At 65.2% G+C, this 20,759-nt stretch carries 18 protein-coding genes; 10 read left to right on the forward strand and 8 right to left on the reverse strand.

Annotation, left to right across the window (positions count from 1 at the left end):
- The 9 genes from AC0YKC_RS10540 (at window position 1) to amaB (ending at window position 10,865) form a co-directional block, all read left to right on the forward strand.
- The gene (locus AC0YKC_RS10540; RefSeq protein WP_488511016.1) at window positions 1-2,412 is read left to right on the forward strand and encodes a circularly permuted type 2 ATP-grasp protein; all 2,412 of its coding nucleotides are present in this window, start codon (window positions 1-3) and stop codon (window positions 2,410-2,412) included.
- A gap of 124 nt (window positions 2,413-2,536) precedes the next feature.
- Window positions 2,537-3,421 carry a transglutaminase family protein gene (locus tag AC0YKC_RS10545; RefSeq protein WP_320293222.1) on the forward strand — a complete coding sequence of 295 codons (885 nt, stop codon included), beginning with the start codon at window positions 2,537-2,539 and terminating at the stop codon, window positions 3,419-3,421.
- Between the two features lie 121 nt (window positions 3,422-3,542).
- Complete coding sequence (locus tag AC0YKC_RS10550) at window positions 3,543-4,478, forward strand: glycosyltransferase family 2 protein (protein ID WP_488511017.1); 936 nt, start codon at window positions 3,543-3,545, stop codon at window positions 4,476-4,478.
- Window positions 4,478-5,350 carry a glycosyltransferase family 2 protein gene (locus AC0YKC_RS10555; protein WP_488511018.1) on the forward strand — a complete coding sequence of 291 codons (873 nt, stop codon included), beginning with the start codon at window positions 4,478-4,480 and terminating at the stop codon, window positions 5,348-5,350. Before AC0YKC_RS10550 ends, AC0YKC_RS10555 begins: the two co-directional genes overlap by 1 nt.
- The gene (locus AC0YKC_RS10560; protein ID WP_488511019.1) at window positions 5,347-6,090 is read left to right on the forward strand and encodes a hypothetical protein; all 744 of its coding nucleotides are present in this window, start codon (window positions 5,347-5,349) and stop codon (window positions 6,088-6,090) included. The genes AC0YKC_RS10555 and AC0YKC_RS10560 overlap by 4 nt, the downstream gene beginning before the upstream one ends.
- Before the next feature lie 62 nt (window positions 6,091-6,152).
- Window positions 6,153-7,244, forward strand: coding sequence for a DNA topoisomerase IB (locus AC0YKC_RS10565; protein ID WP_488511020.1), 1,092 nt, complete (start codon window positions 6,153-6,155; stop codon window positions 7,242-7,244).
- Between the two features lie 109 nt (window positions 7,245-7,353).
- A complete protein-coding gene (locus tag AC0YKC_RS10570; RefSeq protein ID WP_320293227.1) occupies window positions 7,354-7,728 on the forward strand; it encodes a YciI family protein in 375 nt (124 codons plus the stop codon).
- Window positions 7,725-8,999: an RNA polymerase sigma factor gene (locus AC0YKC_RS10575; RefSeq protein ID WP_434723816.1), complete on the forward strand. Its 1,275-nt coding sequence runs from the start codon at window positions 7,725-7,727 to the stop codon at window positions 8,997-8,999. The genes AC0YKC_RS10570 and AC0YKC_RS10575 overlap by 4 nt, the downstream gene beginning before the upstream one ends.
- A 351-nt stretch (window positions 9,000-9,350) precedes the next feature.
- Window positions 9,351-10,865 (forward strand): L-piperidine-6-carboxylate dehydrogenase, encoded by a 1,515-nt coding sequence (gene amaB / locus AC0YKC_RS10580; RefSeq protein ID WP_434723815.1) that lies wholly within the window; start codon window positions 9,351-9,353, stop codon window positions 10,863-10,865.
- A gap of 148 nt (window positions 10,866-11,013) precedes the next feature.
- Here amaB and AC0YKC_RS10585 read toward each other — a convergent pair whose 3' ends face one another.
- The 6 genes from AC0YKC_RS10585 to AC0YKC_RS10610 form a co-directional block, all read right to left on the reverse strand.
- Entirely contained in the window at window positions 11,014-12,090 is a 1,077-nt protein-coding gene (locus AC0YKC_RS10585) for an ABC transporter ATP-binding protein (RefSeq protein WP_488511021.1), read from the reverse strand.
- Window positions 12,077-13,015 (reverse strand): PfkB family carbohydrate kinase, encoded by a 939-nt coding sequence (locus AC0YKC_RS10590; RefSeq protein WP_488511022.1) that lies wholly within the window; start codon window positions 13,013-13,015, stop codon window positions 12,077-12,079. The genes AC0YKC_RS10585 and AC0YKC_RS10590 overlap by 14 nt, the downstream gene beginning before the upstream one ends.
- Window positions 13,015-14,031: an SIS domain-containing protein gene (locus AC0YKC_RS10595; protein ID WP_488511023.1), complete on the reverse strand. Its 1,017-nt coding sequence runs from the start codon at window positions 14,029-14,031 to the stop codon at window positions 13,015-13,017. The genes AC0YKC_RS10590 and AC0YKC_RS10595 overlap by 1 nt, the downstream gene beginning before the upstream one ends.
- Window positions 14,032-14,033: 2 nt before the next feature.
- A complete protein-coding gene (locus AC0YKC_RS10600) occupies window positions 14,034-14,879 on the reverse strand; it encodes a carbohydrate ABC transporter permease (RefSeq protein WP_488511024.1) in 846 nt (281 codons plus the stop codon).
- On the reverse strand, window positions 14,879-15,763 hold the full coding sequence (locus AC0YKC_RS10605; RefSeq protein ID WP_488511025.1) for a carbohydrate ABC transporter permease: 885 nt from the start codon (window positions 15,761-15,763) through the stop codon (window positions 14,879-14,881). The genes AC0YKC_RS10600 and AC0YKC_RS10605 overlap by 1 nt, the downstream gene beginning before the upstream one ends.
- Window positions 15,764-15,850: 87 nt before the next feature.
- Window positions 15,851-17,089, reverse strand: coding sequence for an extracellular solute-binding protein (locus AC0YKC_RS10610; RefSeq protein ID WP_320293235.1), 1,239 nt, complete (start codon window positions 17,087-17,089; stop codon window positions 15,851-15,853).
- A 222-nt stretch (window positions 17,090-17,311) separates the two neighbouring features.
- Between AC0YKC_RS10610 and AC0YKC_RS10615 the strand changes: the two genes are divergently transcribed.
- Window positions 17,312-18,514: an ROK family protein gene (locus tag AC0YKC_RS10615; RefSeq protein ID WP_488511026.1), complete on the forward strand. Its 1,203-nt coding sequence runs from the start codon at window positions 17,312-17,314 to the stop codon at window positions 18,512-18,514.
- Window positions 18,515-18,685: 171 nt separating this feature from the next.
- On the opposite strand, the gene AC0YKC_RS10620 is transcribed toward AC0YKC_RS10615, so the two are convergent.
- The gene (locus tag AC0YKC_RS10620) at window positions 18,686-19,483 is read right to left on the reverse strand and encodes a hypothetical protein (RefSeq protein WP_434725763.1); all 798 of its coding nucleotides are present in this window, start codon (window positions 19,481-19,483) and stop codon (window positions 18,686-18,688) included.
- 178 nt (window positions 19,484-19,661) lie between these two features.
- The gene (locus AC0YKC_RS10625; RefSeq protein ID WP_488511027.1) at window positions 19,662-20,528 is read right to left on the reverse strand and encodes a hypothetical protein; all 867 of its coding nucleotides are present in this window, start codon (window positions 20,526-20,528) and stop codon (window positions 19,662-19,664) included.
- Window positions 20,529-20,759: the final 231 nt, after the last annotated feature.

The raw sequence follows: 20,759 nt of genomic DNA on the forward strand, positions 1-20,759 counted from the left end.
ATGGCCAAGGGGAATCAGAGACGGGCAGGCGGCGGGCCGCGGGCGCAGAGCCTGCTGGAACGCTATCGGCCGATCGAAGGCGTCGTCGACGAGATGGTCGACGCCGCGGGAAGCCCGCGTCCGGCCTGGCGCTTCTTCATCGACGCGCTCGACGATCTGGGGGCGGAGCGGCTCGGGCAGCGGTTCGCGCGCGCCGACCAGTATCTGCGCGATGCCGGCGTCTACTACCGCGTCTACGAACAGGCCGGGGCCAATGAGCGGGAGTGGCCGCTCGCGCATGTCCCCCTGTTGATCGACGAGAAGGAATGGGCCGACATCAGCGCCGGCCTCGTCCAGCGCGCCGACCTGTTCGAGGCGATCCTGGCCGACATCTATGGGCCGAACCGGCTGGTCGGGAAGGGGATACTGCCGGCCGCGTTGATCGCGGCGAGCCCCGAATACCTGCGCCCCGTCGCCGGCGTCCGGCCGGCCAGCGGGCATTTCCTGCATATGGTCGCCTTCGAGCTCGGCCGTGGCCCGGACGGGCGCTGGTGGGTGCTGGGCGATCGCGCCCAGGCGCCGTCAGGCGCGGGCTTCGCGCTGGAGAACCGCGTCGCCACCACGCGCGCGCTGTCGGACATCTATGGCGAGATGCATGTGCATCGGCTCGCCGGCTTCTTCCGCCGTTTCCGCGACGCGCTGAACGGCATGGCGAGGGAATCGGGCGGCCGGGTCGCCATCCTGACGCCGGGACCGCTCAACGAAACCTATTACGAGCACGCCTATATCGCCCGCTATCTCGGCATTATGCTGCTCGAGGGCGAGGACCTGACCGTATCCGGCGGCAGGCTGGTGGTGCGCACCGTTTCGGGCCTGCTGCCGATCGGCGTCCTGTGGCGGCGGCTCGACGCCGCCTTCGCCGATCCGCTGGAGCTCAGGCCGGACTCGCAGATCGGCACGCCGGGCTTGGTCGAGGCGATAAGGCGCGGCTCCGTTTCGGCCGTCAATGCGCTGGGTTCCGGCTTGCTGGAGACGCGGGCCTTGCTGTCGTTCCTGCCCAGGATCGCGCGGGAACTGCAAGGTGACGACCTCAAGCTGCCGAGCATCGCCACCTGGTGGTGCGGGCAGGAGGCCGAGCGCGCCCATGTGCTGGCCAATATCGACCGCATGGTGGTCGGCCCGGCGCTGTCGACCCGGCTTGCCTTCGAGGACGATGGCGCGACCCGGCTCGGCTCGTCCCTTTCGGCCGGCGAGCGGGCCGAGCTCGTCGCGCGGATCGAGACTGGCGGCGCCGATTTCGTTGGCCAGGAAGCAGTGACGTTGTCGACCACGCCGGTGTTCGTCGGCGGCCTGCTGGAGCCACGGCCCGCCAGCCTGCGCGTCTATCTGGCGCGCACGCCGGAAGGCTGGACGGTGATGCCCGGCGGCTTCGCCCGCGTCGGCTTTTCGCTCGACCCGACGGCGATCGCCATGCAGCGCGGCGGCCAGGCGGCGGATGTCTGGGTGGTCAGCGACAGGCCGGTCGAGCGCGAGACATTGCTGCCGCAGGAACATGACGGCTTCACCCGCACCATGCCGGGCAGCCTGCCCAGCCGCGCGGCCGAGAACCTGACCTGGCTCGGGCGCTATATCGAGCGTTCCGAAGACACGGTGCGCGTGCTGCGCGCCTATCACGTGCGGCTTGCCGAGACGTCCGATCCGGACATGCCGCTGCTCGCCGATATCAGGGACTATCTGGAGCCGTACGGCATCGAGGTCGAAACGGCGATACCGCCGGGGTTGATCGGGACCTTGGACAGCGCGGTCTACAGCGCCGGCCAGATTCGCGACCGTTTCTCTCCCGATGGCTGGCTGGCGCTGAAGGATCTGTCGAAGACCATCCACAAATTCGCGGAGACGGTCGCGCCCGGAGACGACGCGACGCGGGCCATGACGGTGATGCTGCGCAAGCTCGCGGGCTTTTCCGGCCTGCTGCATGAGAACATGTACCGCTTCACCGGCTGGCGCTTCCTGGAGATCGGCCGACGCCTGGAGCGCGGCATCCAGATCGCCGGCACGCTCAGCCGGCTGACGCGGAATGGGGCGCCTGAAGGCGCGCTCGACATGATGCTGGAGATCGGCGACAGCGTCATGACCCATCGCCGGCAATATCCGGTGCAGGCCGGGCGGCGCACGGTGATCGACCTGCTGGCGCTCGACCCGCTCAACCCGCGTTCGGTCCTGTTCCAGCTCGAGCGGCTGAAGGCCGAGATCGGCATGCTGCCTTCGATCGGCGGCGAGGGGCATATGTCGCCCGCCGCCAAGGAAATCCTGCAGCTCAACACGGCAATCGCCGTCATGGAGCCGTCGGATATGAGCGCCAAGGTGCTTGACGACTTCGCCGGCCAGATCGGCGATCTCTACAACAGCCTCTCCAGAGCCTATTTCGGTTAGGGCATTTCCAGCGAAAAGGATCGCCTCCAATGCTCTATCTCTCTGTTTTTGCGCAATTCCGGACGCAAGGCTACGGCAAAGCCGCCGAGCCTGACCGCTACGCCCTTTTGCTGGAATTGCTCTAATGCTCTACGACATCAAACTCCATTTGCATTACGACTATGCGTCCGCGGCCGGCGGCGGACGGCACCAGGTGCGCGTCATGCCGCAGACGATCGCCGGCGTGCAGCGCGTGATCGCCGCCTCGCTATCCTTCCAGCCGCCGCCGGCCGAGCGTGCCGATTTTTCCGATTTCTTCGGCAACAACGTCACATCGATCGCCTTTCGCGACGCGCATGAGACGCTCGACATCCGAATGAGCGCGCGCGTCTCTGTCTCGCGGCCCGAGCCGGGTCTCGATGTCTCGCCCGATATAAACGGGCTGAGGTCGGAGCTCGATCTGGTGCGGTCGCTCTCGCCGTCCGCGCCGCATCATTTCCTCGCCGCCAGCGATCATGTCGGCATCGACGCGGCGATCACGGCCTATGCGCGGGACAGTTTATCGGGGTCAACCGTCGCCACGGCGGTCGATCTGTGCAATCGCATCCATCGCGATTTCACCTATGACGGCAAGGCGACGACCGTGCAGACCCGGGCCAGCGACGCGTTTGCCCTGAAACGCGGCGTCTGCCAGGACTTCTCGCATATCATGATCGCTGGCCTGCGCGGGCTTGGCATCCCGGCCGGCTATGTCAGCGGCTTCCTGCGCACGATCCCGCCCAAGGGCAAGCCTCGGCTCGAAGGCGCGGACGCCATGCATGCGTGGGTCATGGCCTGGTGCGGACGCGATGCCGGCTGGCAGGAGTTCGACCCGACCAACGGCATGCGGGCGAGCAACGATCATATCACGGTCGGATACGGCCGCGACTATTCCGACGTGGCACCGATCGTCGGCGTGCTGAAGACGACCGGTGGTCAGGTCGGCGAGCAGGCGGTCGACGTCATTCCGGTCGCCGTGGAAAAGGTGTGAGGGCAGTCCCGATTGCCGACAAGCGCTTCTCAAGCGCGGATGCGGCCGGTATCGTGGGCGTTGGGATTGATCGGGGGATCGGCGAGCGCTTGCGGATCGCGTAGCGGGCGCGGAGAGAGATTTGGAAGCGGTAAGCGTCATCATTCCGGCACATGATGCGGCTCGGACGATCGCCCGAACGCTCGCTTCGCTGGCGTCGGAAAAGGAAGTTATCGGTGAGGTGCTGCTGGTCGACGATTCGTCGTCCGACGCCACCGCGACTGTCGCCTCGGATGCGGCCTTGCGCTGCGGTTTGCCCTTGCGCATCATAAAGTCGAGCTGCCGCGACGCCGGCGGTTCCAGGAATCTGGCGCTGGAGCAGGCCGGCTTTCCCTGGATCTATTTGATCGATGCCGACGACCTCCATCTCGAAGGCGGCCTGCGCGCCTTGCTGGCCAAGGCGAGCGCGCAACCGGGGCCCGACATGGTGGTCGGCGCCTACCGCCGCCACGTCAAGGGCGAAGAGCGGTCGACCAAGCTGCCGGGCGGCTACGTGGCAAGCGGACCGGCCAACGCCTGCGCCTATCTCGAAGGGCGGATACGGTCGATCGCGGTCGGCAGCGCGCTGGTGTCGCGGCGGGTTGTCGGCGAAACAAGATTCGCGACCGGCCTTGCCTATGATGAGGACACGCTGTTCTGGGCGCGCGTGATGGCTAAAGCCTCGCTTGCTGTCGTCACACGGCCCATCTTCATCTATTTCGTGTCGGTGGAGCGCTCCGACGATCGTTTCACTGTCAGACCTGCCAAGGGTTTTCTCGAATGGCGCCTGGCGCTGCGCCGGCTGCGGTCCTGCGGCATCGCGGAACGATCGCTCAAGACCAGGGAAGGCCTCGTCGCCCTGAAGATCGCGCGCGTTCACTACGCGCGCGGCGATTTCGATATGGCGGCAAGATTCCTCAACGTGGCCGAAGCCGCGCCAAGGGCGGGCGCGGATGTCTGGCGGTGCATGCGCTACAGGTTGAAGATCGCGCTGCGACGCCGGTTCTCGGCGCCAGCCGCCCAACTGCAACGCGCCTGATGGCCGGGAGGCCGGATCTCGCGGTCGTGGTGATAGGTTTCCAGGCACCCGCCGCACTGGTGGCGGCGGTGAGGTCCGTGCTCGACCAGGGTGTCCCGCTCGAGATCGTGGTCGTGAATTCCGGCGGCGGGAACGCCAAGGCGCTTCTTGCCGATGGCGGCATCGATGTGAGGGTCATCGAAGTGAGGGAGCGGTTGTTTGCCGGCGCCGCTCGGAACCGGGGCATCGCAGCCACGCAGGCTCCGTTCATCGCCTTTCTCGCGGATGACTGCCTGGCCTGTCCGCGATGGGCCGAAGTCCGGCTGCTGCGTCATCGGGAAGGCGCCGCGGCTGTGGCGAGCGCCATCCTCAACAGTCATCCGCGCAATCTGGTCGCCTGCGCGGCGCATCTCGTCACCTCCATGCGACGCCTGCCCGGTTTGCCGGCCGAGAAGGCGCAGCGCTACGGCGCATCGTTCGAGCGGACGCTGTTCGATCGATACGGGACGTTCGACGAGCAACTGATATCGGGAGAAGACACCGAATTCATGGCCAGACTGCCGGAGGCTTTGCGGCCGGTCTGGGAACCGAGGGTGCTGACCCTTCATCGCAACGAGACGAGCCTGTTCGGGTTGCTTGCGGACCAGTATCGCCGCGGGCGTCGCTATGGCGCCTATCTAGGGTCAGTCGAAGCCGGAAAACCCGTTCGCCCGTTCCGAAAAGTGTTCCGCGACCGGCGTAATATCGGCAAGCTGGTCAAGGAGGGGCTGTCCGGCAGGGACCGGACTTTCGCCAGGCTGTCGCTGCCGATCGTGTGGATGGCATTGTTCGCCAAATCGCTGGGGGCGTCGGTCGGGGCCCGGCACGTCGGCATGCCGAAGGGCCGGCAATGATTACCGTCGAGATGAAGCCGCAGCACCGGCGGCGCGGCCGATGGCCTTGGTCGCGGCGCAAGATCGTCGCCGTCTTCAGCTATCGCTACGATCAGCATCTCGTGCCCGACCTCATCGCCAACCTCGAGCCTGTCGTCGACGGCTGGATCGCCTATGACGACCGCGCCTCGGAAGGGGTTTTCAGCAGCGAGCCGCAAAGGCGGCGCGCGCTTATCGCCGCGGCCCATGGGGCGGGCGCCGATTGGGTTCTGGCCATGGATCCCGATGAAAGGCTGGAAAATGCCGTCGCCGGCCGGATCGGCCGGTTGACCGGCGGGTCCAGGCGCATCGCCTGGGGATTTCGTTGCCGGGAGATGTATACGCCGGCCAGCTACCGGGTCGACGGCACCTGGGGCCAGAAGATGCAACACAGGCTTTTTTCCGCCTATCATCCTGATCGATATCGATCGCAGGATTTGCATGGCGCCTGGTTTCCCGATGAAATCGACTTCAGGCTCAAGGACAGCGGTCTCAATCTTTATCATCTGAAGATGATCGAGCCGAAACGGCGTTCGGCGCGTCGCGACCTCTACAATCGTCTCGATCCGGATCACCGGCTGCAGCAGATCGGCTACGACTATCTGGCGGACGAGTCGGGAATGGTCCTCGAGGCCGTGCCGGAGGGCCGCGAGTATCTTCCCGCCCATGCCGATGACGGTGGGCTTTGGATGGCTGATCTATCCGCCAACCGGCGGGACTGAAATCTCTTTCGGAACCAGTGACCAGCGCGCGGATTTATCTACGACAATTTCGCGGAGCCGGCATGTTGCAGCATTCACAATTGTCCTCGGACCGTTCGCCGCGGAACGAGGAAACCCGGAGGAACGGTGCGCAAGATTCAGCCGAGCACGCGTCGCTCAGCTACGTCAGCGACGCCGATCCCGGCGTTCGACGATTGCGAAAAGGCAAGGGATTCTCCTATGCCGGTCCGAACGGGCGGGCAGTGAGCGCTAGGACTCTTGCACGCATCAAGGCGATCGTCATTCCGCCGGCCTGGACCGATGTGTGGATCTCGCCCGACCCGGACGGCCATATCCAGGCGACAGGCCGGGATCAGCGCGGCCGTAAACAGTACCGGTATCACCCGCAATGGATCGAGGAACGCGACGGCGTCAAATATTCAAGCCTCGTCGCCTTCGCCGAAAGCCTGCCTGCTCTCAGGCGGCAGATCGATGCGGATCTGCGCCGGCACGGGCTGCCTCTGGAACGTGTCGTCGCCTCGGTGGTCTGGTTGCTCGACAACACGATGATCCGGATCGGCAATGCGGCATACGCACGCGACAACAAGAGCTTCGGCCTGACCACGCTGCGCGACCGCCATGTCGAGATCACCGGCTCCAGCCTGCGCTTCGCCTTCAAGGGCAAGTCGGGTAAGGAATGGAAGCTGAAGCTGGTCGATCGGCGCATCGCCAAGGTCGTGCGCGGCGCCCAGGATCTGCCGGGCCAGAAGCTGTTCCAATATCTGGGTGAAGATGGCGCCCGGCGGCCGGTGCGCTCGGAGGACGTCAACCGCTATATTCGCGAGGCTTCCGGCGCCGAATTCAGCTCAAAGCATTTCCGCACCTGGGGCGGCACGATCCATGCGGCGTCGCTGTTTGCGAAGACCGAGCTGCCGGAGAGCAAAACCCAGCAAAAACGGGTGATCAACAGTGTCGTCGACAAAGTCGCCGAGCGGTTGGGCAACACGCGGGCGGTCTGCCGCAAATGCTACATCCATCCGCTGGTGTTCGAGTCGTGGAGCAAAGGGCGCCTGCTTGACGAAATGGCCGAGGCCAACAAGCGCAAACGCCTGATATCCGGCCTCGACGAGGAAGAAACGCTGGTGCTCGGATGGCTGCAGGCGCGCGGCGCCTGACAGGCAGGCGTGGAGACCGCCAAGTCCGTGATCCCTCGATAAATTTTTTATCGACCTTGTGTCGGGAAGGGCCTTAGTGTCGCGTCCTTTGATACGGAAAGGACCTGCCATGCTCTACGCCATCCTCTGCTACGCTTCCGAAGACGTCGTTTGCTCCTGGAGCAAGGAACAGGACGACGAAGTCATGGCAAAGCTCCTCAACGTGCAGGACAAATACGCCAAGGCGGGTCGGCTCGGCCCCGTGGCGCGCCTTTTGCCGACGACCGCGGCGACCACGCTGAGAAAGGTCAAGGGCGAGGCGGTCGTGCTGGACGGCCCATTCGCCGAGACCAAGGAACAGTTCCTCGGCTTCTACACGCTCGAATGCAAGGATCTCGACGAAGCCGTCGCATTCGCGCGGGAGCTTTCCGAGGTCAATCCGAGCGGCGGCTCCTACGAGATCCGGCCGGTTTCGATCTTCAACCCGACAAAGGTCGCGGTATGACCGAGCTTGCCTGGATAAGCAACGCGATCAGCAACGCCCGTCCGCAGGCGATGGGCGCGCTGCTGCGCTACTTCCGCGACCTCGACGCCGCGGAAGAGGCTTTCCAGGATGCGTGCCTGAGGGCGCTCAACAACTGGCCGAAGAACGGGCCGCCGCGCGATCCGGCGGCCTGGCTGATCTTCGTTGGCCGCAACAGCGGCATCGACGCCGTGCGCAAGCGCGCCAAGCAGGCGCCGATGCCGGAAGAGGACCAGGTTTCCGATCTGGAGGACGCGGAGAGCGACATGGCCGAACGGCTGGACGGCGCGCATTACCGCGACGATATCCTGCGGCTGCTGTTCATCTGCTGCCATCCGGATCTGCCGGCGACGCAGCAGATCGCGGTGGCGCTGCGCATCGTCTCCGGCCTCACCGTCAAGCAGATCGCGCGCGCCTTCCTGGTTGGCGAGAGCGCCATGGAACAGCGCATCACCCGCGCCAAGGCGCGCATTGCCGATGCCGGCGTGCCGTTTGAGACGCCGGGCGCGGTCGAGCGCTCGGAGCGGCTCGCCGCTGTCGCGGCGATGGTCTATCTGATCTTCAACGAAGGCTATTCGACCAATGGCGGCGAGGCGCCGGCACGGGCGCCGCTGTGCGAAGAAGCGATCCGCCTTGCCCGCCTGTTGCTCAGGCTCTTCCAGGCCGAGCCGGAGATCATGGGGCTGACCGCGCTGCTCTTGCTGCAGCATGCCCGGGCGCCGGCACGGTTCGACGAGAATGGCGAGATCGTCCTGCTCGAGGACCAGGACCGCTCGCTGTGGAGCCGCAAGATGATCGACGAGGGCCTGGCGCTGGTCGACAAGGCGCTGCGCCACCGCAAGCCCGGCCCCTACCAGGTGCAGGCGGCGATCGCGGCGCTGCATGCGCGGGCTGCTGTCGCCGAGGACACCGACTGGACCGAGATCGACCTGCTCTACGGCCTGCTGGAACAGATGCAGCCGTCGCCGGTGGTGACGCTGAACCGGGCTGTCGCGGTGAGCAAAGTGAAGGGTGCCGAAGCGGCGCTTGCCATGATCGAGCCGCTGGAAGAGCGGCTGTCGGGCTATTTCCATTTCTTCGGGCTGAGGGGCGGGCTGCTCATGCAGCTTGGCCGCAACGAGGAGGCGCGTGTCGCCTTCGACCGCGCCATCGCCTTGGCCAACACCGCCGCCGAGGCGGCGCATATTCGCATGCATATCGACCGGCTGATCAAGGAAAGCGCCCAGAAGCCGACGATCCAGAAAGCGCGCTAAGGCGTGTTGATATTCAGGTGAGGCCGGCCTGCAAATGACGGCTTCCTGCGCTTCCGGTGCTCACATACCGGAAGTACGCTCCGCTCCGGTTCTCGGAACCCATCCAGTTTGGTCGCTTCGCGCCCGTCTTCGACTCCGACTCGGCCTGACCTGAATCTCAACACGCCTTGGCCGTGGTTTGCTGTCTGGCCCAATTCCGCGCTCCGGCCTTGGACCATACCGGGGTGGCGGTTTTTCCCCGAAACGAGTAATGCCACGCCATCAAAGCGCCCGGTCGTGCCCGACGGCACGTCCAAGATATGGCGCGTGGCTTCATTCCGCCCTGCGAGGCGGGATCTGAAAGGGACAAAAATGACGTTAGCGAAGGAAACGGCCGCACTTCTTGAGAAACTGGGCGTCGCCAAGGATGCGCTTTCAGGAGGCGATCTTATCGTGCGCAGCCCGGTGACGGGTGAACAGATCGCGGCGCTGAAGTCGATCTCGGCCGCCGATGCCGGCAAGGCCATCGATGCCGCGCACAAGGCCTTCCAGTCCTGGCGACTGGTGCCGGGGCCGAAGCGCGGCGAACTGGTGCGCCTGCTCGGCGAAGAATTGCGCGCGCATAAGGACGAGCTCGGCCGGCTGGTGTCGATCGAAGTCGGCAAGATCCCGTCCGAAGGGCTCGGCGAAGTCCAGGAGATGATCGACATCTGCGATTTCGCCGTCGGTCTCTCCCGGCAGCTCTATGGCCTCACCATCGCCACCGAGCGTCCAGGACATCGCATGATGGAAACCTGGCATCCGCTGGGCGTGGTCGGCGTGATTTCGGCCTTCAATTTCCCGGTTGCTGTTTGGTCTTGGAATTCGGCGCTCGCCTTCGTCTGCGGCGACGCCGTGGTGTGGAAGCCCTCGGAAAAGACGCCGCTGACCGCACTTGCCTGCGAGGCGATCTTCAAGCGCGCCGCCAGGCGTTTCGGCGCGGATGCGCCGGCAGGACTGCTGCAGGTGCTGATCGGCGACCGCGTCGCCGGCGAGGTGCTGGTCGACCATCCGAAGGTGCCGCTGGTCTCGGCCACCGGCTCGACGCGCATGGGCCGCGAGGTCGGTCCCAGACTCGCCAAGCGCTTTGCCCGCGCCGTGCTGGAGCTCGGCGGCAACAATGCCGGCATCGTCACGCCCACCGCCGATCTCGACATGGCGCTGCGCGCCATCGCCTTCGGCGCCATGGGCACCGCCGGCCAGCGCTGCACAACGCTGCGGCGCCTGTTCGTGCATGACAGCGTCTATGACGCGCTCTTGCCACGGCTGAAGAAGGCCTATCAGTCCGTTTCGGTCGGCAATCCGCTGGAGGGCAAGGCGCTGGTCGGTCCGCTGATCGACAAGGCCGCCTTCGACGGCATGCAGAAGGCGCTCAAGGAAGCCACCGCCCATGGCGGCAAGGTGACGGGCGGCGCGCGGTTCGAAAACGGCCATCCGGACGCCTACTATGTGCATCCGGCGCTGGTCGAGATGCCGAAGCAGGTTTCGCCGGTGACGGAGGAGACCTTCGCGCCGATCCTTTATGTGATGAGATACACCGATTTCGACGAGGCGCTCGAGCAGCACAACGCGGTCGGCGCAGGCCTGTCGTCGTCGATCTTCACGCGCGACTTGCAGGAATCGGAGCGGTTCCTCGGCGTCGACGGTTCGGACTGCGGCATCGCCAACGTCAATATCGGCACCTCGGGCGCCGAGATCGGCGGCGCGTTCGGCGGCGAGAAGGAAACCGGCGGCGGTCGCGAGAGCGGCTCGGACGCCTGGAAGGCCTATATGCGCCGCGCCACCAACACGGTGAACTTCTCCAAGGCGCTGCCCCTCGCGCAGGGCGTGTCGTTCGACATCGACTAGTGCGTTTCACCGTTTCACGGAACCGGCGAGACGCCCTATCTCTTTGTTTTTACGCAATTCCGGACGGAAAACCGCTACGCACTTTTCCTGGAATTGCTCTAAGGACGGCACCAGGCGCCGCGAAACTGCGGCGCCTGATATTCGTTCATCAGAGAGCCTTGCCGGTTGCCGGATCGAACAGGCGCAGCGCGTCCGCGTCGAAGACGAACGCGCAGGGCTGGCCTTTGGCGACGCGGGCTTGCGGCGGCAAGGTTGCCGTCAGCCTTTGCGAACCGATCCGGGCGGTGGTGACCTGCTCGGGACCGGTCAGCTCGACGACGTCGATCTCGACCGGGAGCGACATGTCGGCGCCGCTGGCCGGTCCAAGGCGGAGTGCCTCGGGCCTGATGCCGGCCACAACCGAAGCACCGTTGCGGACGGCGCTGGCGTAGCGTTCCGGTAGCGCCAGCCGCGCATCCGAGCCGGCGATGGCGAGCCTGCCGTCCTCGACAACCGCTTCCAGCATGTTCATCGCCGGCGCGCCGACGAAGCCGGCGACGTAGAGCGTCGCCGGGTGGTTATAGATCTCCTGCGGCGTGCCGAGCTGTTCGATGCGGCCGTCACGCATGACGGCGATGCGGGTCGCCAGCGTCATCGCCTCGATCTGGTCGTGCGTGACGTAGACGACCGTGGTGCGCAACATCTCGTGCAGGCGCTTCAATTCGGTGCGCATTTCCATGCGCAGCTTGGCGTCCAGATTGGAGAGCGGCTCGTCGAACAGGAAGACCTGCGGCTTGCGCACCAGCGCGCGGCCGATGGCGACACGCTGGCGCTGGCCGCCGGAGAGCTGGCCGGGCTTGCGGTCGAGCAGGTTCTCGATCTGCAGGAGTTTCGCTGCTTCGCGCACCGCCTTGTCGCGCTCGGCGGCGGGAACCTTGCGCATCTCCAGGCCGAAGCCGATGTTGCGGCTGACGGTGAGGTTCGGATAGAGCGCGTAGGATTGGAAGACCATGGCGATGTCGCGGTTCTTCGGATGCATGCCAAGCACCGAACGGCCGCCGATCAGCACGTCGCCGCTGGTTGCCTCGGCGAGACCGGCGATGATGTTGAGCAAGGTGGACTTGCCGCAGCCCGACGAGCCGAGCAGCACCAGGAACTCGCCGTTCTCAAGCGCGATGTCGATGCCTTTCAGCGTCTCGACGTTGCCGTAATTCTTGCGGACATCGCGGATTTCAAGCGCGCTCATGGACGGCATCCTCGAACTGGATCGGCCCGCCATAGTCGCGGGGCAAGGTTGATATGGCGCGCGAGGCCACCAGGATGGCGGCGATCAGGCAGTCCTCCAGCGGCCTGCCCTGTGCCAACGCGGCCAGGAAGGCGGCGTTGAAGACATCGCCGGCGCCGATCGTGTCGATGACAGCGACGCGCGGCGCCGTTGCTTTGATGAGCTCGCCGTCGGCGCCGATGGCGATCGCGCCGTCCGGCCCGCGCTTGACGACGACCGTCGCGCCGTCCCTCATGCCGGCGCGGATCTTGCGCGCCGCCTCCGCCGGACTTGCCAGGCCGGCCAGCGTGGTCGTCTCGACTTCGTTGAAGAGGGCCAGTTCGCAGCGCGACAGCCAGCCGCGCGCGGCGGTGCAGTTTGCTTGCGTCCAGCCGTCGATCGGCCAGCCTGTGTCGAGCGCGACGGCGATGCCATGCGCTTCGGCCCAGTCGAAGAAGGCGTCGTAATCGCGCGTCAGGTCGTCGGTGAGGAAAGAGCCGCAGAGCAGCGCATAGCCGCCGGAAAGCTGATTGCCGTCCAGGACGGAGAGCACGTCAGCCAGTCCGAACCGGGGCAGGTGGCCGCGCGTGGTGAAGAAGGTGCGCTCTCCGTCGGGATGGGTCATGCCGACCGACAATGTCGTGCCTTCGGGACGAACCGGCCAATTTTGCGCGCGGCGCCCGAAGGCTTCGCGTAGCCAGCGCCCGAACTGGTCGTCACCGATATTGGCGGCGATCTCGAAGTCGACGCCGAGCGCCTGCCAGGCAAGTGCGGTGTTGCCGGCCTGGCCGCCGACGCGCAGATCGTCGTGATCGACGACGGTCTCCGTGCCCGCCTTCGGCCAGGGCGCGACCGGCCCGACGATCAGGTCGACATTGACGTTGCCGATCACCGCGAGCGGCCGCATCACTCGCTCCGGGTGATCTTGGTGGTGCGCACCGGCGTTCCGGCATTCTCGACGCGGGAATCGGCAAAGGCGATCATCAGGCGTTGCGCCACCGGCAGCATGGCGAAGACCGCCGCCAGCCCGGAGGCGGGGTTGAAGCTCAACGTGACGGCGCCCGCGACCGGCGACATGCCCGAGGCGTCGAAGACGATCAGCGGCGCGCCGGTTTCGACGACGGACAGGGCCATTGCGGTGACGAGGTCGGCGGTCGGGTCCTTGCCGCGGAAAAGCACGATGCCGATCTTCGGGCCGAGCATCTCCATCGGCCCGTGGCGCAGCTGGCCGCCTTCGAGCGAGTAGCAGGGCAGGCGCGACAGTTCGGTGAGGCCGAGCGCCAGTGCTTCGGCGACACCTTGCAGGCTGCGGCCGGATGTGACCACGGTCGCGACATTGTGGAGCGCTGCAAGCGCCGCATCGATCGCAACCGTTTCCGGCATTTTGAGCGCGGTAAGGGCGGCGGCGGGATCGTCGCCGAGCGAGGCCAGGATGGCGAGATGCAGGGCGAAGGTCACGGTCAGGCTGCGGGTCGCGGCAAAGGCAAGCTCGGTTCCGCCGGCGCCGACGAGGCAAGGCACGGTGCGGCCAAGAAACGAGCCGGCCTCCAGCGTCAGGCCGAAGGTCTCCGTGCGGTCGCCGATCTCGGCAAACCAGCGCAGCACCTCGGCGCTCTCGCCGGACTGCGAGGTGACGATCACCGTCTTGCCATCAAGCGGCAGCGGCTGGCCAAGCTGTTCCGACAGCGGCAGTGCGATGGCGTCGATGCCATGCGCGCGATAGAGCGGCTCGACGGCGCGCGCGACGGCATGCGAGGCGCCCATACCGAGCAGGACGAGCCTGCCGTTCTTCCTGATGGAGGCTGCGACCTTGGCGGCTGCCTCTCGATTGCTCTCGAACGAGGCAAGCGCATCCTCATGCTGGCGCGCCATCTCGCGGTCGATCGCGACAAGCCCCGCCGGGCGGTTCTTTTCTGCAGTCATGATTATCCTTTCACTCCGCCGCTGGTCAGGCCCGAGATCAGCGCGCGTTGCATGACGAGGCCGATCAGCACCGGCGGCAACGCCGCGAGCACGCCGGCGGTGGCGATCAGTCCGTAGTCGGACACGCGGCCGCCGGCGAGATCGGCGATGGCGACCGTCAGCGTCTTTGCCCGCTGGTCCGAGGTGAAGAGCAGGGCGTAGAAGAACTCGTCCCAGGCAAGCAGCACGGCAAACAGCGCCGATGTCGCCACCACGGGCGCCGCCAGCGGCAAGGTGATGATGCGCCAGGTCTGGAACAGGCCGGCGCCGTCGATCATCGCCGCGGCCTCGATCTCGCGCGGGATGGAATCGAAACCCGACTTCATCAGCCATGTTGTGAAGGGCGCGAGGATCGTCAGATAGATCAGCGCCAGGCCGAAGACGTTGTTGAGCAGGCCGAGCCAGGATAGGCCCATGTAAAGCGGCACCGAGAGCGCCACCGGCGGCAGCATGTAGGTGGCGATCACCATCGACAGCGACCAGCCCACCGAAGGCGTGCGCGAGACGGCCCAGCCGGCCGGCACGGCGAGGACAACAGCGGCAAGCGTCGCCATGCCGGCGACCTCCAGGCTGTTGCGCAGCGAGGCGGTGAAGGCGGCGCCGGCGCTGTTCTCGGCCGTCGACAGAAGTTGCGCGTAACGGGAGAAGTCGGCCGCCTGCGGCCACCAGCGCAGCGGCTTGGCGGCAAGGTCGGCCGCCGGCGATATGCTCATGACGAAGAGCCAAGCGAGCGGCGCCAGGATCACGGCGGCAAGCAGGATGGCGCAGGCATAGACGAAAACGGTGAAGGGCGGGCTCTTGCGTTCCATCAGGTCGCGCTCCCCGCGGTCTTCCTCACCAGCGTCGCATAGGCGACGGCGAGCACGGTGACGAGCAAGGTGACGATCAGCGCCAGCGAAGCGCCGGAGCCGGCGCGCTGGAAGGAGAAGGCTTCCTGGTAGACGAGGATCGACAGCGAGCGCGTGCTGTTGGCCGGGCCGCCGCGGGTCATCACCCAGATGATGTCGAAGACCTTGAAGGCCTCGATGGTGCGCAGCACCAGCGCCACCATTAGCGGACCGGCGAGATAGGGCAGGATGACGAAGCGAAAGCGGTTGAACGGGCCGGCGCCGTCGACGAGCGCCGCGGCGGTGATGTCGCGCGGTACCGCTTGCAGGGCGGCAAGCGCGATGAGTGCCACAAGTGGAAAATTCTTCCAGCAGTCGGCGACGATCAGCGCCGCAAGCGCCGTGCCGGGCTCACCCAGCCAGGAGCGATAGTCGTCGATGAGATGGAGTTGCGTCAGCGCTGCGTTGAGCGCGCCATATTCGGGATTGTAGATCAGCCGCCAGAGCGTCGCGTTGACGACGGTGGGCAGCGCCCAGGGCAGGATTATCAGCCCACGCAAGACGGCGCGGCCCCGGAATTCCTGATTGAGCAGAAGTGCCGCAAGGACGCCGAGCACCATCTCGGCGGCGACCGAGACGACCGCGAACCAAGTGGTGGTCGAGAGCGTGCGGGTGAAATTCGAGCTCGTCAGCATCCTGGTGTAGTTGTCGAAGCCGACGTAATTGCCCGCCGTGCCAACCAGTTGGGCGTCGGTGAAGGAGAGCCTGACGGTATCGACCAACGGCCAGCCGATAATTGCGACCATGATCACCAGGAGCGGCAGCATCAACAGCCACGCGCGAGTCGTCATCCAGGTGCCTGACATCAGAGGCGCCTCTCTTCCTTCATCCGATCAGAAATAGCACGGGCGGCGCTCGTGTATGAGGCCGCCCGCTTGTCGGGGAACGCCAGATCAGAGGCCGCTGTTTTGCGCAGCAGTCTTGAGCGCGTCTTCCGGTGTCGTCTGGCCGAGCAGCGATTCCTGGATCGCCTGCTGCAGCGCCGTCGACAGCTGCTGATATTTCGGCGTGGTCGGGCGCGGATACATCGCAGCGAGACCGAGCTTGGCGGCGGCGATCAGTTCTTCCTGGCCTTTGGTCACGGCCGGATCGTCATAGGACGAGGCCCAGATCGGCAGCGAGAGCTTGGCATACTGGTTCTGCGTCGCCTGCGAGGTCATGAACTCGATGTATTTCCAGGCTTCGTCCTGGTGCTTCGACACCGCGGTGATGCCGAGGCCCATCGAGCCGTTGACGGCCGAGACCTCGCTGGTGCCCGCAACGCCCGGCGCCGGCACGACGCCGACCTTGCCCGCGACCTTGGAGTCCTTCGGATCGTTGGCCATGTTGTACATGTAGGTCCAGTTCAGCGCGAAGGCGGCATCGCCGTTCTCGAACACCTTGCGGACGTCTTCCTCCAAAAATTCCTTGGAATTCGGATTGGTGAGGCCCGACTTGTAGCTGTCGACCATGTATTTCAGCGCCGAGAGGCCGCCGCCGTTCTGGAAGTCGGGCTTGCCGTCCTTGAGGAAATCACCGCCATAGGCGCTGACCAGCGTGGTGTAGTCGCAGACAGCGGCTTCGGCCTGCGACCAACTCCAGGCGACCGGCGTCTTCAGCAGGCCCTTTTCCTGGATGATCTTGGCCTGCTGGCCAAGCTCTTCCCAGGTCTTCGGCGGCGCCTTGATGCCGGCCTTTTCCAGGATTTCCTTGTTGTAGAACAGGTATTTGGTGTCGAGGATCCACGGCATGCCGTAGTACTTGCCGTCATACTGGACGGTGGTCCAGGCGCCCGGCAGCACGCCCTTCTTCATGTCGTCGGTGATTTTCGACGATACGTCGACCAGCACCTTGTTGGTCGCATATTCGGCCGGCCAGATGACGTCGAACAGCACCACGTCATAGCCGCCGCCCGATCCTTGAGCGAGCACGGTCTTGTCGTGCAGGCCTTCATAGGGGACGAATTCGAGATTGACCTTGATGTCCGGATTGGCCTTGGTGAAGGCCTCCGTCATCGAGCGCACGTCGGCTTCGCTATAGGCGGCCTGCGCCATGAAGAGCGCGTTCAAGGTGGTTTCGGCGAAGGCGTGAGGGACGAACAGTCCGCCGACGAACACTGCGCCCAGAAGTGTCTTACCGATCGATTTCAGCATTTGTCTTTCTCCCATTTTCGACAGCTGCGAGTGGGCGGCCAAGGCCGTGCCGCTTCCTCGAATTCGCATCGCGTCTGACCGGATCCGTCCCCAACGGCGTGCGGCTGAGCCCGAAAGCTTTGCCGTCTTTTTGTAGAGCCGCGAGGGTCTCGCCTATTAAGTCAATTCGCTTGACTTAATTAGTCGATCAATCCTTTAATGGAGTCAAGAGGGGAAACGACGGTGCACGACATCAGCCCGATCCGTGCCAAAAGCGGCACCAACCAGGAAGGCACCAGCGCGCATAACCGCCGCGTCATGATCGAGGCGCTGCGGCTCAACGGCGCGCTTTCGCGCGCCGACCTGGCGCGGGCTACGCAGCTTACCAAGCAGGCGGTTTCCAACATCATCGAGGATCTCGATCGCGATGGACTGGTTGTCGCGCTGGATGCGGTGCGCAAGGGCAGGGGGCAGCCCTTCACGCCCTACCGGCTGGTTCCCGAGGGAGCTTTCGCCATCGGGCTGCAGATCGACCGGCATCTGACACGGGTGGTGGTCGTCGACCTTGTCGGCAAGGTGATCGCGCGCGCCGAGGCCGGCCTGCCCCTCGACGAGCCGTCGCCGGGCGTCCAGACCATCCTGGGTCTCATCGCGCATACGAGGCGCGAACTGGCGGACATCTCCGCCCAGTCCGAACGGCGGCTGGTCGGGCTTGGCGTCGCCATGCCGGGCCCGTTCGGTCTTAAAGAGTCCGACGACAAATGGATGATGCCGGCCTGGCAGCAGTTCCCGTTGCTGGAGACGCTTACGGCCGGGACCGGATTGAGTGTCGGGCTGCAGAATGACGCCGCCGCCTGCGCCACGGCTGAGCGCATCGTCGGCGCCGCGCACGGTGTCGATCATGCAGTCTGCCTTTATGTCGGCTACGGCATCGCTGCCGGGCTGATCCTAAATGGCGAACTCTACAATGGCGGCAACGGCAACGCCGGCGAGATCGGCAGGGCACTGCTGTCGCCGGCCGGGCCTGGAGCTACGCCGCTCGAGCACCGTGCCTCGCTCGCCTCGCTGTACCAGCATCTCGGCCTCAACCCGGCCGATGAGCATCTTTATGAAAAAATAGGCGCTCTGGCCGCCGCCGAGGATGCGAAGGTGATGGGCTGGATCGAGGGCGCCGCGCACGATCTGCGCTGGAGCGTGCATCTGATCGAAACGATCTTCGATCCGCAGACTGTCATCCTCACCAGCGGCGCACCCGAGGCGTTGGCGGGCCGCTTGCTGCAGGCCATACATCCGCTGCTGCCGTCGATCGCCGACCGCCCCGGGAGGCGATTGCCGCGCCTGCAACTCGGCATCACGGATCCATGGGCGATCGCCGTGGGCGCCGCGGCCGAGCCGATCAGCCGGGCCTTCGATCCGCGTTTTTCCGCGATCCTGAAGGCCGGATAGAGCAATTCCAGGAAAAGTGCGTCGCGGTTTTCCGTCCGGAATTGCCGCTCTAAAGCGCGTAGCGCTGAAATGGATTCAGGCGACGCGCTTTTAGGTCTTGTTTTGATGCATGTCGTTGTCCCAGAACCGCTGCACACTTCTGGGCGACATGCACCAGAAAACGGAAAGCGGTCAGTCCGTCGCCTGTGTTGTGCAGGCGGCGAAAGCCGCGTCGATGATGGCGAGCTTGACCGCCTGCGCGGTGATATATTCGCCGTAGAATTCCTTCGATATCCACATGACGGAATGGCCGCGCTGCCCGAGCCAGCCGACGCTGCCGAGCGTCTCGGCGTCGCGAAGTTTGCGCGCAAGATGGGTGCGCGACAGCTTCAGCCATTTGGCGAAATCACCGATCGACAGCACGCCGGTGGGGATGCGCTCCTGGCCCGCATCTTGCGGGTCGACGCTGGCGATCAGCCAGTCCATGACGACGCCGCCATTGTTGAGCCAGGTGAACAGCGAAAAGGTTTGTTGCGGCTCGCGCACCGGCACCGAGGAAATCAGGCCGTCCGCGATCAGCGGCTGCAACTTGGCCAGCATTTGCGGCCTTGCCTGAAATGTTTCCAGCCGCTTCGCGCCGTCAAGCGCGTCAAGCGTGCTCAGATGCATATGAATCCAGCCGATCAACGGCTCCAAGGTCATGGCGGGCAGTCGCAAGGGGCGAATGCGGCCGTCATCGCCCGCCGGCCCGACCTCGATGAAATTATAGTGCTGCATTTCCTTGATGAAGGCATGTGCAGTGTTCCGGCTTGCCACCGCGTGCTGAACGGTGACGTCGACAAAACGCGCTGCCGTCATTTCTTTCCGGTAGTCGCTCGGATCCCTGCGGAAATGCAGGGCAAGGCCGATATGGGCCATCAGCCAGCGTTGCTGGGTGGCAAAGACCGAGGATGCCCGCGGGTTTCTTTCATAGGCCTGCTGCATCGCCATGGCCTGTGCGCGCACACAAGCATGCAGTGCCGGGTGACCGGCAATGTCCTCGTAGGTCACGCACCCTCCCAGCTTCCACCCAAAGATGCTGTAGTCTCGCAAGTTGCGGATAGCAGTTTTGGCCGGCACCCGCCAGCGTGGGCGCCGGTTTTGCGCGCCGCAGCGCGGAGTTTGACGGTCAGCGATCCTTCAGAGCCGAGTGACAGGCTTCGAAGGCTTCGTCGACGACGGCGAGCTTGGCTGCCTGGACGGCCATGTACTCGTCGAAGAACTGCCGCGAAACCCACATCACGGAATGGCCGCGCTGGCCGACCCAGCCGATGCTGCCGAGCGCCTCGGCATCATGGAGCTTGCGCGCCAGATGGGTGCGTGAGAGTTTCAGCCAGCGCGCGAACTCGCTGACCGATATGACGCCGGTCGGGATCCTGTCGAGATGGACGTCTTCGGGGTCGATGCCGGACATCAGCCAGTCCATGACGATACCGCCGTTATTTAGCCAGATAAACAACGAGAAAGTTTGTCCAGGCTCCCGCACGCCGTTGCTGGCCAGCAATCCGTCGGCGATCAACGGCTGCAAGACAGGCAGCATTCCGGGCTGGTCGAGGAAGGCTGCCAGCCGGGTTCCGCCGTCTATGCGGTCGAGCGTCCTCAGATGCGCGTAAATCCAGCCGGTGAAGGTCGCGATGGTGCCCGCCGTGACCCGCATGGGGTGGGCGCGTCCGTCGCCGCTGGCCGAAATATATTCGGCGATGTTGTAGTGCAGCATCTCCTTGACGAAGGCTTCGGCGGTGTTGCGGCTGGCCACCGAATTGCGGCGCACGACCTCGATGAAACGCGCCATCGTCATTTCGGTGCGGCGGTCGTTGGGATCGCGCCGGAAATGCAGCGCCAGGCCGACATGAGCGAGCAGCCATCGCTGCTGGGTGGCAAACACCGCCGCCAGCCGCGGGCTCGTTTCATAAATATGGATGAGCGCCTTGGCCTGTTCCTGGACATTGCTAAGCGCTGCCGGATGACGGGCGATCTCTGCGGCACTCAGCGGCATTTCCTGCGGCACTCCATGCGATTCCAAGCAACGACAAATGAAGATTCCCAGTCTTCGCCGATTGTGTCCAGTTGCCCATTGGAACAACCGTGCGTTTACCCTCGACGCAGTCACCGCAGATGCCAGTCGACAATGCGCCGATATGCGGCTCCGCGCGGCCTTTGCAGCCCGCGGATGGCGGCCTATCGTGGCGGTCGATGGCCGACCATGGTGCGGCCTTTGCCACAGAGT

This window comes from Mesorhizobium sp. CNPSo 4661 (genome assembly GCF_057784215.1).